We start from the raw sequence: 15,822 nt of genomic DNA, 5'->3' as shown, positions 1-15,822 counted from the left end.
GCACCGCCCTTGGCCAGCGCCCGAACGGCGGAAGCGCGCCGAGCCCGCATAGTCGGACGGATCGGCGACGCCGCGCGCGCAACGGTCACCACCGCGCGATGCCGGTGACGGCGCGGTCTCACGGTCGACCGGTCAGTTCTCGGGGACCGGACCGTCATCGGGGCCGGGGACGACGTGGTCCCGGTGTCGCGGGAGCAGCGGGACGAGGGCGTAGGTGCCGCCGCCCGCATCGGCGGGGAGGGCCTCGATCGCGCGGATATCGCTGTGGGCGGCCAGCTTTCGCAGTTGGTCGAGGGTGCCGCGGATATTCAGGCCCACCACGCAGGCGCAGCCGGCATCCAGGCGGGTGGCGGCCAGGCGCAGGGCGGCGGCGGTGCGGGCGTCGGGGGCGGTGGCGGCCTCGGCGCGCAGCAGGGCGGCGGCGGACCGCGCGGACGCGACGGCGGGGGCGTCACCGGACGGCACCGTGATGGTGGTGACCGGGATGTATACCCGCGGGATGTCGACGTGCAGCAGCACCTGTGCGATGCGCAGGCCGTCGGTGTAGGCGGGAATCCGGTCGGCGGTGACGGGTGCGGCGAACGAGAGCAGCGCCCAGTGCTGATCGGAGTCGTTGCCGCGCAGAGACTCTCGGGCGCGATCCAGGTAATCCGACACCCGCTCACCGTGATCGGGTCCCAGACGGTCGGTGGTCACGACCGACCGCACCGGCGGCTGCGCCCATCCCAGCACCAGCAGCAACACCGCGAAAACCACACCACCGAGGACGATTCCGGCCCGCCGCACGACGGGAGCGCGCAGCCCGAACTCACCGCGCGCACCTCGCAGCGCCCCCGCTCCCGGGCGGCCCGCATCGTCGGGGCCGCCGACACCACGGGCACCGGACCCAAGGCCGTCGCCTGCGTGGTCGTGCCCGGTGCCGTCGTCGCGCGCGGGTCGGGAGGTCATCGGTTCGCGGCCGGACTACGCACTGCGCAGCACGTCGAGGGCGTGTTCGAGATCGGCGGGGTATTCGCTGGTGATCTCGATCCAGCGGCCGTCGGCCGGATGGTTGAAGCCGAGCTGGCGGGCGTGCAGCCATTGGCGTTCCAGGCCGAGGCGTTCGGCCAGGCGGGGATCCGCACCGTAGGTGAGGTCACCGCAGCAGGGATGCCGGATGGCCGAGAAGTGCACGCGAATCTGGTGGGTGCGACCGGTTTCCAGGTGGATGTCGAGCAGGCTGGCGGCCTGGAACGCCTCGATGGTGTCGTAGTGGGTGACGCTCGGACGACCGTCGGCGGTCACCGCGAACTTCCAGTCGTTGCCGCGCGCCCGTCCGATCGGTGCGTCGATGGTGCCGCTGGACGGGTCCGGATGGCCCTGCACCATCGCGTGATAGCGCTTGTCCACGGTGCGGTACTTGAACGCGCGCTTGAGCTGGGTGTAGGCGTGCTCGGACTGCGCCACCACCATCACCCCGGAGGTGCCGACGTCGAGCCGGTGCACGATGCCCTGACGTTCGTGCGCCCCGGAGGTCGAGATGCGGTAGCCCATGGCGGCCAGCCCGCCCACCACGGTCGGCCCGGACCAGCCCACCCCGGTGTGCGCGGCCACGCCCACCGGCTTGTCCACCGCCACGATGTCGTCATCGGCGTAGAGGATCTTCATCCCCTCCACCGGGGTGGCCTCCACGGTGAGTTCCCGTTTGGGCTCAGGGAATTCGACCTCGAGCCAGGCCCCGGCCGTCAACCGATCGGACTTCCCGGCCGCCACCCCGTCGAGCTGCACCGAGCCGTCCTCGGCCAGCGCCGCCACCGCCGTGCGCGACAGCCCCAGCAGCCGCGACAGCCCGGCGTCGACGCGCATACCGTCGAGCCCGTCGGGCACGGGCATGCTGCGGGTCTCCCTCATACCGTCTTCTCCTCGGTGTTCTCCTCGGCCGACTGCCGGTGCGTGCGGGTGCCGTCCGGCTCGAACCCGAAAACGGTCAGCACCACCAGCAGAATCGCACCGCACACGATGGCGGAGTCGGCGACATTGAAGACCGGCCACCAACCGACGGCCAGGTAGTCCACCACATGCCCCTGCAACGGTCCGGGCGCGCGGAATAGCCGATCGATGAGATTGCCCAGCGCCCCGCCGAGCACCATCCCGAGCCCGATCGCCCACCACAGCGACCGCAGCGTGCGGCCGATGCGGATGACGCCGATCACCACGGCCGCCGCGACCAGGGTCAGCAGCCAGGTCATGCTGGTCGCCATGGAGAAGGCCGCGCCCGGATTGCGCACCAGGCTGAACCGCAGCCAATCGCCGATGAGGTAGACGGGCTCGCCGGGCGTCAGCGTCGCCACGGCGACGACCTTCGTCAGCAGGTCCAGGCCGAGCAGGACGGCGGCGATGATCAACAGCGTCCGCAACCGCAGCGGCCGACCCGCGGTCGCCGCATCATCCGGACCAACAGCGCCGGCTGCGCCATCCGAACCGACAGCGCCGGCTGCGACATCCGAACCGACAGCGCCGCCCGAACCAACAGCGCCATCCGCGCCTGCCGTGGTATTCGAGCCTGCAGCGGTGTCCGAGGTTGCTTCGGCAATCGACCCCGTCGCGAAATCCGTGCCCGTGGCGGTGTCCGCGTGTGTCTCCGCACCCGAGCCCGCCTCAGCGTCCGAACCCACAGCGGCGTCCGAACCCACCGCAACACCCGAATCCGCCGCCGTGCCCGAGCCCTTCTCGCGCGCCGCTCCGGCCTCGGCCGCCCCGCGCTCCGCCCCTGCGCCGGACACCCCGGAACCACCCCTCGACGGCGCGTTCTCCGCGTCGGCAGGGGTGTCGGGCGTGTGCTCGCCCACGGCGGAGCCGCCGGGTGGCGGTGGGGATTGGTCTGCGCCGGTGTCGCGCGGCCGGTCGATACTCACGCCTGCCATCATCCCCTATGCCGATTGCCGCCTCGTCGCTCACCGTGTCGCACACTCGGGCGCCGCCTGAGAACCAGGTGGGGACCCACCCCCTGACAACCCAGCTGATTATCAGGATCGCGCCGTACCCTGTTCGACGTGACGGTGTTGTCTTCTCCCACTTGCTCGGCGACCGCCACCGCACCCTGCGCCGGAGACTCCGGCCGACCGCGGTCCGCGATCCGATCCGCCCGCCCCAGCGTGCTGCTGGTGGTGATCGCCGTCGCCTTCTCGGCGTTCGGCGTCGGATGCAGCAATCGTTCGGAGGCCACCGTCGATGTCGAGGGTGCGGAACCGGCCGGGATCGGCAAGGAGGTCACGGTGCCCATCGCGGCGGTGGTGACCACCGTCCTCGATGCCGGGGAGAGCCCGCGCGACATGCTGTCGCGCAGCCTCCCGACCGGCACCACCCAGGAGGTGACGCTGCGCACCGACCACCACATCGTGCAGCAGATCAACGACCAGGCGGTGCGCGACTTCTCCCCGCCGGCGGTCACCATTCCGCTCACCGCGCTGACCGATGAGCAGGGCTGCGAGCTGGTGCTCGGCAATGTCACCTCCAGCGATCCGGTGCTGGCCAAGGCGCTGCGGCCCGCCGACGGTTCGCGTGCGGGCCTGGAGATGAGCGAGTACGGGGCCATCACCGCACTGCGGCTGACCCCCAACACCGCCACCTCCGATCCGGCCCGCGCCGCCCTGGAGCAGGCGTTCTACCAGGCGGTATACCAGTCCATCGCCTTCCCGCGCACCCCGGTGGGCGTCGGCGCGGTGTGGACGGTGCGGCAACGAGTGTCGGGCAGTGTGCCGCTCGACCAGGTGACCACCGCGACCCTCACCGATCGGGAGGGCGATCTGCTCACCATCGCGCTCGACGTCACCCAGACGCCGAAAGTGTCGGAGTGGGAACTGCCCAACAATGCCGGCACCCTCGATATCGTCGACTACCTCATGCACGGGTCGGGCGTGATCACCGTGGATCTGACCAAGCCGCTGCCGGTATCGGGCGCGATCACGGTGGGCGGCAACCAGACCTACAAGGATCCGCGCAGCTCGGTGACGCTGCGGCAGACGCTGAGCACCGAAGTACAGTGGGGCGAGTGAGCGGACGGACGGTGACGGCGGCCCTGGCCGCGGTCGTCGCGGGACTGGCCGTATCCGCATGCGGCTCCGACGATTCCGAACCCCCGCCGCCGACACTGGGACCGACAGTGTCGCCGCCCTCGATACCCGCCGACGCACCCGTTCCCGACGCGGCGGCATTGCGCGCCGATCTGCTCGGCGTCGACCGCCTGCCCGCCGGTTTCGCCGCCCTGCCCGATCCGGAACCGGACGAGAGCGCCGGTTTCGGCGACACCGATCCCCCGCAGTGCGCGAAAGTGCTCGCGCCCATAGCCGATCAGACGCCGGGTGCGGTGTCGCGCGCCGCCGCCTCCTTCGGCGGGCCGAACTTCACGAGTATCGACATCGACGCCGCCGCGTATGCGAACAATACTGCGGCACAGGCTTTTTCGGATGCCCAGTCGCTGCTGCGGGAGTGCGTGCGGTACTCCGCCGCCGATTCCGACGACACCACCGTACGTTTCCGGGTGGGTGGCCTGGAGCAGCCGACGGCCGGGGACGCCTCCACCGCGTTCCGGGTCGACACCACCAGTGACGGGCTGACCCTGTACTCCGCGGTCAGCGTGACACTGGTCGGCACCACCGTGGTGCAGGTGGCCCTGAGCGGCCCCGAGGAGCCCGATCCGCGACGACTCACCGAGCTGACCGCCGCCCAGGTGAACGCCCTGCGGGGAATCGCCGGTCCCTGACAACCCGCCTTGACGGTCTGCTGGCGGGCCACCACCCCCGATACGCAGGCGAACCCGGCGCGGCACCCGCATATCGACACCTGTCTGTCGGTGCCCCGGCCTACAGTCGGGCTGTCATACCCATCATCGATCGGAGGTATTCCGATGTCCGATGTCAAACCCATTCCCGACGGCTACCCGGTGGTCTCCCCGGCGCTCGCCATCGACGGCGCGGCCCAGGCCATCGACTTCTACAAGCGGGTGTTCGGTGCGGCCGAGCGCTTCCGCATGCCGGGCCCCGAGGGCACGATCGCCCACTGCGAACTGCTGTTCGGCGATTCCGTCGTCATGATCGGTGATCCGGCCCCGGAGATGGGCTTCCGCGATCCCAAGTCGGTGGGCGGCACCCCGGTCAACCTCTACACCTACGTCGAGGACGCCGATGCCGCGCACGCCGCCGCCCTGGCGGCCGGAGCCCGGGAACTCCAGGCACCCGAAACCCAGTTCTACGGCGACCGCACCGCCGCCTTCGAGGACCCGTGGGGCCACCGCTGGACGGTGTCCACCCATGTCGAGGAGGTCAGCCCGGAGGAGATGGAGAAGCGGATGGCCCAACTGGGCTGACCACCGCTGTGCCACCGCACGCATCTGTGCCACCGCACCCGTCGCGACGAAGCAACGGGTGCGGGTCGACCGTCAGCGCCAGCCCAGCACGTCGATGGGGCCCGGACTCCACAGGCCGGAGCGGTTCTCCGGGGTGACGATCGGCCGCGCCGGAATCGCCGAGTCGTCGATGCGGGTGAAGCGCTGCAGCTCACCCCAGTCCGTGCGCCACGAGTGGTTCAGGTAGGTGGCCATGGTCTGCGGGCGCAGCAGCAGCGAACTCCAGCCCAGCGGGCCGCCGCTGTCGTGGCTCTGCCAGCGGTTCGTATCCTTGGCGCCACCGCGGTCGGGCAGGATGCGCCACTGCGGGGTCTCGGCGATGCCGTTGTGATGCTCGTAGGGCCGCTGGCACGGAACCTGCAGGCCCACTGCCCAGTCCAGCAGCACCGGGGCGTCGGACCCGACGACCTGCTGCAGGGTGCGCGTCTGCGGGACGCGCGGCGGCGTCAGCGCCACCCACTGCTTCCAGTTGTCGTCCCGATCGGAGGCGATCAGACGGATCGCGGTGGCCTCGGCCGGGATATCGGTGAACGGGAAGCGCAGATTGCGCCAGGTCGGCGCGGGACCGATATCGATCGGCGCGACCCGGCCCACCTCCCGCACCCCGCCCGCCGCGTCGGCGACGCCGTAGGCGATCTCGACCGACTGTCCGGGCGTGACGATGCCGGACGCGTCGACCGAGCGGATCCGACCGGCCGCCGTGACCGCGATGATGCCGGTGCGCTCACTGGCCTCCGGCAGCCGGTACCAGCCGGTGGTCAGGCTCGCGATCGGCTCGGTCGTGCCGTAGCTGCCCAGCACCGGCGTGGTGGCCGGGTCGAGGCCGAACGGCAGTGCGGCCGAGGTGGTTCCGGACGCGTCGTCCTGTTCCGCACTGTCCAGCGCGCTCACGATGGCGCTGGTGTCGACCTCGTCGTCGGCCTTCAGATCCGTCGCCACCCCGTTCGGGGCGAAGCCGACCGCGTCGGCGGCGAAGGTACCGAACGCGTCACCGGCCAGCGGCGCCAGCATGCCCGCATTGGGGTCGGTTTCGACCAGCACCTCCTCGGCGATACCGCACGGCTTGCCCAGGACGGCATTGACATTCGACTTCGCCAGGGAGAACCCCGGGCACTGCGCGACCGCCCCCTTGGCCAGCGAACCCACCTCGAACAGCACCATGAAGGCGGCAACCACCGTCAGCGGCGGCAGCGCCACCAGCCGCCACAGCGGACGGGAGATGCGATGCGAGGCACCGGGTTCCGGCGCGCGGACATGGAACCACCCGGCGAGCGCCAGCAGCAGCAGGGCCAGCAGCAGGAACAGCTTGTTGACGCCGACGCCGGCCAGCACCACGGACTTGTCGTTCCAGGGGATGCCCCAGTTGGAGACGTACCACCAGCCGTTCATGCTGGAGAACGTGATGGCCAGCAGGAAGGCCACGATGGCCGCGAACAGGGCGCGGTTGCGGGGCGAGCGCAGCACCCGCGGACCGACGGCCACCGCGGTCACCACGGCGACCGCACCGGCGATCCCGGCGTAGACGCCGTTGTGGTGCGTCCACTTGGTGGGCGTGATCATCATGAGCAGGATGACGCCGACGCTGGTGCCGAGCAGACGGCGCACCGGACCGGCGGCCGTGAACGGAATCCGGCCGCCCCGACGCAGCAGCACGAAGGCACACACCAGCAGTCCCGCCCAGAACATGAACATGCCGAAGCGCCGGGCCACCGAACCGTCGATGGTGGGCATGAACAGGTACTGGTAGCGCAGATATTCGTCGTACCACTGGACGTTCGGGCCGACGAGTTCGTGCACGTGCCGCATTTCCAGCATCGCCGCCGCGGTCTGGTCGGCGAAGGCCGCCGCCAGTACCACCGTTCCGGCCGCCGCCACCGGCGCGATCAGGCTCAGATAGGAGCCGATGCGCGTCCGCAGTGCGGTCGCGAACCCGGCACCCGGGGCGACGGGTTCGCTCAGCTCACGCGCCCGCGCGTCGAGCGCCCGCCACATCGGCCTGATACCGGCCAGCAGCGGCGCGACGCAGATCACGCCCGAGGGTCCGGCCGTGCAGGCGAACGCCCCGATGAGCGCCGCCACCGCGTAGGGCAGCAGCCGCCGCGTCGCGACAGCGCGCTCCACCGACACCCAGGTGAGCAGCAGCGATACCGCCACGGCGGCCTCGGGGCGCAGCCCATTGTTGTAGGGCAGCCAGACGGCCAGGAAACCCAGACCGCCGGTCCACACCGCCACCCGGTTACGCGAAATGCGCACGCCGAGACGCGGAATCACCTCGCGACTGATCACCAGCCAGGAGATGACGCCCGCCAACAGCGCGGGCAGCCGCACCCACGGGCTGGCCGGTGAGATCAAGGCCAGGTAACCGAACAGTGAGTGGTACAGGCCCACCGGGTTCTCGGGGACCCCGAAGTAGGCGAAGTAGTTGGCCATATAGCCCGACGGGATGGCGGCGCGGCCCATACCGAACAGGTAGCCGTCGTCCGCCGTGGTGGCCCCGATGAAATGCCAGAGCACCAGCGTGCCCAGCACCACTCCGTCGACCAGGGAGAAGGTCCACCACCGCTGCGGCAGGAAGCGTCGCCGCGAGCGCCCGTCGCGCCGGTCGAGGCGGTACAGCGCGAACAGCGCCACGACCGTCCCCAGCAGGGCGGTCCAGATCGCCACCTGCTTGAGCACGGTGGGGGTGGAGGAGAAGCGGCTGTCGACCTGGGCGGTGACGCTGGTCCCGGCCGCGGTGGCGAGATCGCTGTAGATGCCGACCAGCTGGGGCCGGTAGTCGCCATCCAGGGTGACCGGCGCGACCGTGGTACCGGTGAGGGTGGCCGTGGTCCGGTCCATTCCGGCGTGCACGACCAGGGCGCAGTCCGCGCCGAGTTCGTCGACGGGCACGCTGACCAGTCGCTGGTCCCGCAGCACCGCCTCCAGCCGGGCCGGTGTGGTGGTGCCGTCCTCGGCGGTGCTCGCCGCGCTCACCCATGCCAGGAAGCCGTACCGCCACCGGTCCGGCGCGCCGTTCGGCGTGGTCGCCACCAGCGTCCCGCCGTCCGGAACGAGCTGTGTCACAGCCGCACACGGGATCTCGGCGTCGAAGCTGACCGGGGCGTAGGAGACCAGCGGGGCCTCCACGCCGCGCGTGGAGTCGCCCTGCGGCCAGCTGAGGGTCGCCGCGTCGACGGTGACCGGCAGCAGCGGCACCGCCACCGCGGACAGCACCGCGAGGAGTCCCGCCAGAAGAGCGACAGGGCGGGCCCAGCCGCCCCTCCGATCGGTGGAACCCGACTCCGTACTGTCGGCGGCATCGGAGTCCGCTCGCTCCATCACATCGGTCACGGAGGGCGATGTTAGCGAAAGAAAAGGCCCGGTGTCCCTTCGCGGACCCGGGCCCCTTCGCCGTCAGCGCGTCAGACGCAGGCCGGGGAGGTCTGGTTGGCCAGCTGGATCATGTTGCAGATCCACTCCTTCTGGACCTTCCACTTGCCGTCCTCGGCGACGAACGGCACGACCGCCTGCTGCGGTTCGCCGCCCGCGAGCGCCACCTGGGCGTCGGCGGTGATGGTGCCGTTGCCCAGATCGGTCACGCCGGTGACGGTGATGCTGGCGTTGTTCTGCTGCACCGCCTCGACCAGGCGGGTGGGCAGCTCCGGATCGGCGCTGATGCCCTGCAGCAGCTCGAGCTTCTCGGAGTTCGGCACGTTCGGGTCGAGACCGCGCTGCAACTCCGCGTTGAGGTCGGCCACGGTCGGCACCGGCGGCAGATCGGACTGCGCCTGCACCTGCGAGGTGGTGGTCTTGGTCGTGGTCTTGGTGCCCTCGGTCTCCTTGTCACCACTGCCACACGCCGACAGTCCGAGTGCGGTCACGACTGCCAGCGTGGCGACCGCGATACGTCCGGTCTTCTGAAGCTTCAACTGCTCGTCCTTTGCGTTCGAGTAGGTCCGTTCGTCCATGTGACAGCCGCCCGTAACCCGACCGGCGGCGCTGCACGAGGCACCAGGCTAACAGTGCTGTGGCCGGAAATAACTCCTCGAACCCGGTGCGGAGCAATTTCAGAATGAACCCACAGAGTTCGGCGAGGCTATCGCCAGGCGCACAGTCGATTCGCCGCGCCGCCGCGGCGCCGTGAGCGGGCCGCCGACCTCGGCCGACGCCGTCAGCGCAGGCTGCCGAGCGGGTCGGCGCGGCGCAGGTCGGGGTCCTCGGCGGCGAAGGTGCGGGCGGGGCCGGGGCCGGTGGAGCGGGTCTCGAAACGCACCGTCACCACGCCGTGGCCCGCGCCCTGCACCCAGCCGTGCCCGAACTCCGGATGTTCGACATCCGCCCCGGGATACCAGGTCTGGGTGGTGTAGGAGCGGGTGGGCGGCGGCACCTCCGGCTCCGGCCCGGCGGCCAGCGCGAGAGTCGGCTCCTCCGATACCGATTCGGTGTCCACGGTCCGGTCCAGTTCCGGGAACAGCGATTCCTGGCGTATCTCCGACAGACCCGCGAAACCCACGCCGACCAGGCGAATCGGCCCCAGCTCGGCCGGATCCAGGGCCGAGCGCTGGGCGGCGGCGGTGAGGGTGGCCAGATCCTCGGTGGCGTAGGGCAGCGTGGAGGACCGGGTCACGATGCTCATATCGGACTTCTTGAGTTTCAGCACCACGGTGCGGGCCGCCCGACCGTCGGCGGTGAGCCGCCGGTACGCGGCGGCGGCCATGGCCTCGATGGCGGGGCGCAGCTGCGCGAGGTTGACGATGTCGGATTCGTAGGTGGTCTCGGCGCTGATCTGTTTGGCCTCGGCGCGTTCGGCGACGGGCCGATCGTCGATGCCGCGTGCCAGCCGGTGCAGGGCCGCGCCCACGCTGCCGCCCAGAATCGAGGCGGCCTCACTCTCCGGCAGCGCCGCGAACGCCCCCACCGTCTCGATTCCCAATGTGCGCAAACGACTTTCGGCGACCGGACCGATTCCCCAGAGTTTGCGCACCGGCAGCGCGGCGAGCATGTCCCCCTGCTCCTCGGGTGAGATCACCCGCACCCCATCGGGTTTGGCGAGTCCGGAGGCGATCTTGGCGAGCTGCTTGCCGCTGCCCGCGCCGACCGAGGCGACCAGGCCGGTGCGCTCGCGCACCGATTCCCGCAGCTGCTCACAGAATTCCAGCACCCGCTGCGGCGTCGCCCCCGCCAGTTCCGCGGGTTCGCCGAACGCCTCGTCGAAGGACAGCGTCTCCAGCACCGGAATCCGCGCCCGCAGCACGTCGAACACCTGCCCGCTCAGCTCCGCGTACACCGCCCCGCGCGGCGGCACCACCACCGCGCCCACCCCCACCAGGCGGCGCGCCATATGCATGGGCATGGCCGAACGCGCCCCGAACACCCGCGCCTCGTAACTGGCCCCGGCCACCACACCGCGCCCGCCCACGCCCCCGACCAGCACCGGCCGTCCGCGCAGCGTGGGCCGGGTGAGCTGCTCCACCGACGCGAAGAACGCGTCCATATCGATATGCAGCACCCACCGCCGGGTCGAGCGGATTCGCTGTTCGCGGTCCGGCCGGGTCGGTTGGAGACCGGCGGCCGCGTGACCGTTCGACCCGCCACCGGCTGGGAGGTGGCTGTCGGTCTGCTGGGAGCCGGACCCGACCGAGCGGTGTGCTGCGGGCGATTTGCCCGATGCCGCGCCGGGCCGCTGACCAGGCACAACGTACCCGTCAGTCGGTTCGGCGGCGGTGTTCACATCGAGAAATCTACGCTCGGCTACCGACAGGTACGACGCCGCGGATGTGTGATGATCGGGGCATGACTATTCGCAAGGCCGTGATCCCCGCCGCGGGTATCGGCTCCCGCCTGCTGCCGCTCACCAAGGCGATCCCGAAGGAGATGCTGCCGGTCGGCGACAAACCGGTGATCGAGCACACGGTCCGCGAGCTGGTCGCCTCGGGAATCACCGATATCACCATCGTGGTGAGCGCCGGAAAGTCGTTGATCCAGGACCACTTCCGGCCCAATCCCGCCCTGGTGGCGCAGCTGCGCGCCGACGGCAAGCAGGCATACGCCGATGCCGTGGAGGAGGTCGGCGAACTCGGCCGCCTCGGCCATATCACCTACCTGGACCAGCACGGCCCCTACGGCAACGGCACCCCGGTGCTGAACGCCGCCCGCACCCTGGGTGACGAGCCCATGCTGGTGCTGTGGCCCGACGACGTGTTCGTCGCCGAGGTGCCGCGCGCCCAGCAGCTCATCGACGCCTACGAGAAGACCGACGCGCCGGTGCTGGCCCTCATGCCCATGGACCCCGCCGAATCCCAGCGCTACGGCGTGCCGGTGGTGGAGGAGGAGCACAGCGACGGCCTGATGCGCATCTCGGGCCTGAAGGAGAAGCCCAAGCCCGCCGACGCGCCCTCCTCGTACGCGGCCATCGGCGGCTATGTGGTGACGCCCGGCATCATCGCGGAACTGCGCCGCCAGGTCGACAACTGGTACACCCACCGCACCGGCGAGGTGTACCTGACCGACGCCATCAACACCTTCGCCGCCAACGCCCCGGTCTACGGCCAGGTCATCCGCGGCCGCTGGTACGACACCGGCAATCCGGCCGATTACCTGGTCGCCCAGTTCGCCTCCGCGCTCAACCACCCGGAGTACGGGCCGCTGCTGCGCGGACTCTGCGACTGAGGCTCGATCAGTAGAACCGGCGCACGGAGAAGATGTCGAAGTCGGACAGCGGGGTCAGTCCGACCGGAACCCCGGGCGAGTGCGCATTGAGAACCTGCCCGGCCCCCGCGTAGATGCCCACGTGCGAGGCGTCGCCGTTGAGCACGATCACATCCCCCGGCTGCAGCGCGCCGACGGGCACGGTCAGCCCGGCCTCGGCCTGCTGCCACGTGGTGCGCGGCATGTCGATACCGACGCTGCGGAAGGCCCACTGCACCAGCCCGGAACAGTCCCAGGCGTCGGGTCCGGTGCCGCCCCACCGATAGGGCTTACCGGTCTGGGTGGTGGCCAGGCCGAGCGCGACCATGGCCCGGGGACTGGCGAGAGGCAGCTGCGCCGAACCCGACGCGCTGCCGGAGGCCGAGCCGCTGCCGCTGCCCGAGGCGGAACCGGAGGCACTTCCGGTATCGGAGTGGGACGCGCCCGCCCAGAGCACACCGGCGCACAGCAGGGTCATGGTGGCCGCAACGGCCCGGATCAGGCGGTGGATCGCTTGTCGTCGCACGTGCTCGTCCTTCGGTCGGCACTCCCCGAACGCTCATTGATCACGCAACGCTCATTAACCACGCATTTGCCGTCTCTTCTGTTGTAACCCAGAAGTGCGGCGAGTCGTCGAACCCGCCACCATGCGTGTCATGAGACTCCGATCACAAACCGTGGCCGGAATGTGACATTGCACCCCCATGGAAATCGGGGCATAAGTAGCATTTCGGCGTCCCGCGGGGGTCCGGGAGTCCGCATCCGCCAGCTACCACAGGGGCCCTGAGTTGACTCGTCGTATCAGGGCGCGAGCGCTACTGCTCGCGCTGACAGTGGTTTTCGCCTGCGCACTGCCCGGCACGCCGGGGCCTGCCGCGGCGGGGCCACCGCCCGACCCGGTCACCACCACCGGAACCCTCATGGCCACACCGGTTTCCGCGGACGGCTCCACCATCTCCTCGTACCGCGTCCGCGACGCCCGCAACATCACCCTCACCGTGCACTCGGCCGCCATGGACCGCGACGTGGTGGTGGAGGTGCAGCGCCCCGCCGACACCTCGGTGCCCAGGCCGGTGCTGTACCTGCTCAACGGCGCTGGGGGCGGCCAGGATACGGCCACCTGGCGACGCAATACCGACGCGACCGAGTTCTTCACCGGCAAGAACGTGAACGTGGTGCAGATCGTCGGCGGCGGCTTCACCTACTACACCGATTGGCGCGCACCGGATCCCCAGCTCGGCACCAATATGTGGCGCACCTTCCTCACCGAGGAACTGCCGCCCCTCATCGACGGCGCGTTGGGCACCAACGAGATTCGCGCCATCGCCGGAATGTCCATGTCCGGCACCAGCGTTCTGCAGCTGCCCATCGCCGCACCCGGCCTGTACCGCGCGGTGGCGGCCTACAGCGGTTGCGCCCGCATCAGCGACCGAATCGGCCAGCAGTTCGTGAAATTGGTGGTCGCGGCGGGCGGCGGCGACGTGCACAACATGTACGGCCCGCCCGACGACCCGATGTGGGTGGCCAACGACCCCTACGTGCATGCCGAGGGTCTGCGCGGCCTGGAGCTGTACCTGTTCAACGGCACCGGCCTGCCCGGGCCGCGCGACACCCCCGGCGATATCCGCAGTCTCGGCCCCAATGACGGCGGACTGATCCAGCAGCTGGTGGTCGGCGGCATCATCGAGGCCGCGACCGACTGGTGCACCCGCAGTCTGGTGGACCGGCTACAGCAGCTGGACATCCCGGTAACCGCCGATTTGCCACCTCGGGGTACACACTCCTGGGGCTACTGGGAGGACGCGCTCAAGCGGTCGTGGCCGGTGCTGGCTCGGGGGCTGGAGCTACCCGAGTCCTGAGCTGTGCCAGTGCGGTCCGCACGCCGGCGCGGACCGTCGCCGGATCGCCGAGACCGCCGCTGAGGGCCACGCCGTCGCGCACCAGCAGCAGGTAGTGGGCGGCGGTGTCCGGGTCGTCGTGCCCGGCCGCCGCCAACCGCTCACGCACCAGCCGCCGGAACCAGTCCCGGTAGTCGGCCACCACCGCGCGCACGGCGTGCGCGGGGTCCGGGAATTCCACGGCCGCGTTGAGGAAGGGGCAGCCGCGGAAGCCGGGCGCACAGCTCAGCTCGCCGAGCCGCTCGAAAATCACGGTGACAGCGGCCATTCCGGAGTCGGGCACGGCTTCCAGCACGGCACGCTGGCGCTCGTACTCACGCGCCAGATAGGCCACCACCAGATCGTCCTTGGTGCGGAAGTGCCGGTAGAAGGTGGCCTTGGCGATACCGGCCTCGGCGATGATCCGGTCGATGCCCACGGTGTGGACGCCCTCGGCGTAGAACAGCCGGGTGGCGGTCTCCAGGAGTCGATCGCGGGCGGCACTCATACCTTGACGATAGCAGACAGATCTGTCTACTCTGGCCGACGAAGTGAACAGACAAGTCTGTCTAGGAGGACTCCATGGCTCCCATGTACACCGCCGTCGCCACCTCGGTCGGCCGCGAAGGCCGTTCCTACAGCGATGACGGCATCCTCGACCTCACCCTGGCCCGTCCCAAGGCGCTGGGCGGCGACGGCGCGGGCACCAATCCCGAACAGCTCTTCGCCGCGGGCTACTCGGCGTGCTTCGCCAGCGCGCTGCAGCTGGTCGCCAAGCGCATGAAGCTGGACGCCGACGAGGCCGCCGTCACCGCGGAGGTCGGGCTCAACAGCCGCGAGGGCGGCGGCTTCAGCCTGTCGGTGGTGCTGCGGGTGGAACTGCCCGAACATCTGCACAACGAATCCGGGCGGGCACTGGTCGAGGCCACCCACCAGGTGTGCCCGTACTCGCACGCCACCCAGGGCAATATCCCGGTCGAACTCGTCGTCGAGTAGCCACCACCGGTCACATCGCGCGCGACCGGCGAACTGTCCGGAACCCTGCTCCGCGGAGTCGTTCTCGGCCGAGTGCCTCTCGGCCGAATCCCGCGCAGCCGAATCCCGTGCAGCCTAATCCTTCTCCGACAGGGCAAACGTCTGCTGCGGCGAGGTCCAGTCGAACCAGCTGTCCGGTTCCGCCAGCCAGGTGCGGCCGGTGGCGGTGTCCTCCACGGCCACCCGCAGCAGCTGCCAGCGGTCGGAGTCGGTCGTCATCCCACCGAGCCGCACCTCGAGATCGGTCGGCGGATCGTGCGCGATGTAGGTGTAGGGCCCGTAGCGGCGACGCGCGCCGCTCTCCAGATCCTCCGTGGGCCCGTTCAACGGCAGCCACACCAGATGGCAGTCGGTGTGGCCGAGCAGCCGGACCAGAATGCTGCCGGTGGTTCCCGCACCGGGTTCCCGGCCGGTTTCCAGGGTGATCCGGTAGCGGGCGGACGGTTCCCGGTGCAGCCGGAATCCGCGCGTCAGCACGGTGTCGACACTGCCGGTCTCCTCGGGCACCACCGCGGCCGCGAAACCCTGTTCGGTCTCGGGCACCGGCGTGCTCTGCCACAGCGTGTGGGCGTCGAGATCCTCCACCTGGAACCAGTCGATGGCCGCGAGGGTCCAGGTCGACTCCTCGGAGTCGACGCGCACCCACAGCTCGGTGAGATCGTCGAGGGCGGTGCCGTAGTCGATGTGGAAGGTCTGCTCGCGCCCGATCTGAGTGGGGTCACCGGGTAGATGCACCGCCGCCTCACCCGTGGCGGCCCCGGTATCCCCGAGCCGCACATACACATTGCCATTGCTGCCCGCCTGGTCGGCACCTCCGTACCGGACGGTCACAGCGAATTTCGGTCCACAGGCCATATCGCC

The 15,822-nt window shown here is 70.3% G+C and carries 15 protein-coding genes; 6 read left to right on the top strand and 9 right to left on the bottom strand.

The window, feature by feature from the left end; translation table 11 throughout:
- Positions 1 to 132: 132 nt before the first annotated feature.
- The 3 genes from FOH10_RS08575 to lspA are packed head-to-tail and all read right to left on the bottom strand — an operon-like array spanning position 133 to position 2,402.
- A complete protein-coding gene (locus tag FOH10_RS08575) occupies positions 133 to 948 on the bottom strand; it encodes a hypothetical protein (RefSeq protein ID WP_244961796.1) in 816 nt (271 codons plus the stop codon).
- 15 nt (positions 949 to 963) lie between these two features.
- Positions 964 to 1,890, bottom strand: coding sequence for an RluA family pseudouridine synthase (locus FOH10_RS08570; protein ID WP_143980314.1), 927 nt, complete (start codon positions 1,888 to 1,890; stop codon positions 964 to 966).
- Positions 1,887 to 2,402, bottom strand: coding sequence for a signal peptidase II (gene lspA / locus FOH10_RS08565; protein ID WP_221938018.1), 516 nt, complete (start codon positions 2,400 to 2,402; stop codon positions 1,887 to 1,889). Before lspA ends, FOH10_RS08570 begins: the two co-directional genes overlap by 4 nt.
- A gap of 630 nt (positions 2,403 to 3,032) precedes the next feature.
- Between lspA and FOH10_RS08560 the strand changes: the two genes are divergently transcribed.
- The 3 genes from FOH10_RS08560 to FOH10_RS08550 all read left to right on the top strand — a co-directional run bounded on the left by FOH10_RS08560 (position 3,033) and on the right by FOH10_RS08550 (position 5,344).
- On the top strand, positions 3,033 to 4,034 hold the full coding sequence (locus FOH10_RS08560; protein ID WP_244961795.1) for a hypothetical protein: 1,002 nt from the start codon (positions 3,033 to 3,035) through the stop codon (positions 4,032 to 4,034).
- A complete protein-coding gene (locus FOH10_RS08555; RefSeq protein ID WP_143980313.1) occupies positions 4,031 to 4,741 on the top strand; it encodes a hypothetical protein in 711 nt (236 codons plus the stop codon). Before FOH10_RS08560 ends, FOH10_RS08555 begins: the two co-directional genes overlap by 4 nt.
- Before the next feature lie 144 nt (positions 4,742 to 4,885).
- The gene (locus FOH10_RS08550; RefSeq protein WP_143980312.1) at positions 4,886 to 5,344 is read left to right on the top strand and encodes a VOC family protein; all 459 of its coding nucleotides are present in this window, start codon (positions 4,886 to 4,888) and stop codon (positions 5,342 to 5,344) included.
- Between the two features lie 72 nt (positions 5,345 to 5,416).
- Here the strand turns inward: FOH10_RS08550 and FOH10_RS08545 are convergent, their stop codons facing one another.
- The 3 genes from FOH10_RS08545 to FOH10_RS08535 form a co-directional block, all read right to left on the bottom strand.
- Entirely contained in the window at positions 5,417 to 8,701 is a 3,285-nt protein-coding gene (locus FOH10_RS08545; protein ID WP_143983945.1) for an arabinosyltransferase domain-containing protein, read from the bottom strand.
- An 83-nt stretch (positions 8,702 to 8,784) separates the two neighbouring features.
- Positions 8,785 to 9,291, bottom strand: a complete 507-nt coding sequence (locus tag FOH10_RS08540) for a WKL family lipoprotein (RefSeq protein ID WP_228812349.1) — start codon at positions 9,289 to 9,291, stop codon at positions 8,785 to 8,787.
- 242 nt (positions 9,292 to 9,533) lie between these two features.
- Positions 9,534 to 10,856, bottom strand: a complete 1,323-nt coding sequence (locus tag FOH10_RS08535) for a DNA polymerase IV (protein WP_244961793.1) — start codon at positions 10,854 to 10,856, stop codon at positions 9,534 to 9,536.
- 299 nt (positions 10,857 to 11,155) lie between these two features.
- Between FOH10_RS08535 and FOH10_RS08530 the strand changes: the two genes are divergently transcribed.
- Positions 11,156 to 12,031 (top strand): UTP--glucose-1-phosphate uridylyltransferase, encoded by an 876-nt coding sequence (locus tag FOH10_RS08530; protein WP_039812467.1) that lies wholly within the window; start codon positions 11,156 to 11,158, stop codon positions 12,029 to 12,031.
- A gap of 7 nt (positions 12,032 to 12,038) precedes the next feature.
- Here FOH10_RS08530 and FOH10_RS08525 read toward each other — a convergent pair whose 3' ends face one another.
- Positions 12,039 to 12,527, bottom strand: a complete 489-nt coding sequence (locus FOH10_RS08525) for a C40 family peptidase (protein WP_143983944.1) — start codon at positions 12,525 to 12,527, stop codon at positions 12,039 to 12,041.
- Positions 12,528 to 12,837: 310 nt separating this feature from the next.
- Between FOH10_RS08525 and FOH10_RS08520 the strand changes: the two genes are divergently transcribed.
- On the top strand, positions 12,838 to 13,908 hold the full coding sequence (locus tag FOH10_RS08520; RefSeq protein ID WP_244961792.1) for an alpha/beta hydrolase: 1,071 nt from the start codon (positions 12,838 to 12,840) through the stop codon (positions 13,906 to 13,908).
- Here FOH10_RS08520 and FOH10_RS08515 read toward each other — a convergent pair.
- Positions 13,856 to 14,434, bottom strand: coding sequence for a TetR/AcrR family transcriptional regulator (locus FOH10_RS08515; protein WP_143980309.1), 579 nt, complete (start codon positions 14,432 to 14,434; stop codon positions 13,856 to 13,858). The genes FOH10_RS08520 and FOH10_RS08515 overlap by 53 nt on opposite strands.
- 74 nt (positions 14,435 to 14,508) lie before the next feature.
- Between FOH10_RS08515 and FOH10_RS08510 the strand changes: the two genes are divergently transcribed.
- Positions 14,509 to 14,922: an organic hydroperoxide resistance protein gene (locus FOH10_RS08510; protein ID WP_029929268.1), complete on the top strand. Its 414-nt coding sequence runs from the start codon at positions 14,509 to 14,511 to the stop codon at positions 14,920 to 14,922.
- Positions 14,923 to 15,036: 114 nt separating this feature from the next.
- Here the strand turns inward: FOH10_RS08510 and FOH10_RS08505 are convergent, their stop codons facing one another.
- Positions 15,037 to 15,792, bottom strand: a complete 756-nt coding sequence (locus tag FOH10_RS08505) for a hypothetical protein (RefSeq protein WP_143980308.1) — start codon at positions 15,790 to 15,792, stop codon at positions 15,037 to 15,039.
- Between the last annotated feature and the right edge of the window lie 30 nt (positions 15,793 to 15,822).

The organism is Nocardia otitidiscaviarum (assembly GCF_007362295.1).
Classification (GTDB): Bacteria; Actinomycetota; Actinomycetes; order Mycobacteriales; family Mycobacteriaceae; genus Nocardia; species Nocardia otitidiscaviarum.
The sequence above is the reverse complement of the archived record's forward strand: the minus strand, read 5'-3'. Positions and strand labels throughout refer to the sequence as shown.

What these genes read in the sequence shown, in the direction of transcription:
- FOH10_RS08530 (WP_039812467.1), top strand. Translation starts at nt 11,156, where the DNA reads ATGACTATTCGCAAGGCCGTGATCCCCGCCGCGGGTATCGGCTCCCGC.
- FOH10_RS08550 (WP_143980312.1), top strand. Translation starts at nt 4,886, where the DNA reads ATGTCCGATGTCAAACCCATTCCCGACGGCTACCCGGTGGTCTCCCCG.
- FOH10_RS08510 (WP_029929268.1), top strand. Translation starts at nt 14,509, where the DNA reads ATGGCTCCCATGTACACCGCCGTCGCCACCTCGGTCGGCCGCGAAGGC.
- FOH10_RS08515 (WP_143980309.1), bottom strand. Translation starts at nt 14,434, where the DNA reads ATGAGTGCCGCCCGCGATCGACTCCTGGAGACCGCCACCCGGCTGTTC.
- FOH10_RS08545 (WP_143983945.1), bottom strand. Translation starts at nt 8,701, where the DNA reads ATGGAGCGAGCGGACTCCGATGCCGCCGACAGTACGGAGTCGGGTTCC.
- FOH10_RS08575 (WP_244961796.1), bottom strand. Translation starts at nt 948, where the DNA reads ATGACCTCCCGACCCGCGCGCGACGACGGCACCGGGCACGACCACGCA.
- FOH10_RS08525 (WP_143983944.1), bottom strand. Translation starts at nt 12,527, where the DNA reads ATGACCCTGCTGTGCGCCGGTGTGCTCTGGGCGGGCGCGTCCCACTCC.
- FOH10_RS08570 (WP_143980314.1), bottom strand. Translation starts at nt 1,890, where the DNA reads ATGAGGGAGACCCGCAGCATGCCCGTGCCCGACGGGCTCGACGGTATG.
- FOH10_RS08535 (WP_244961793.1), bottom strand. Translation starts at nt 10,856, where the DNA reads ATGGACGCGTTCTTCGCGTCGGTGGAGCAGCTCACCCGGCCCACGCTG.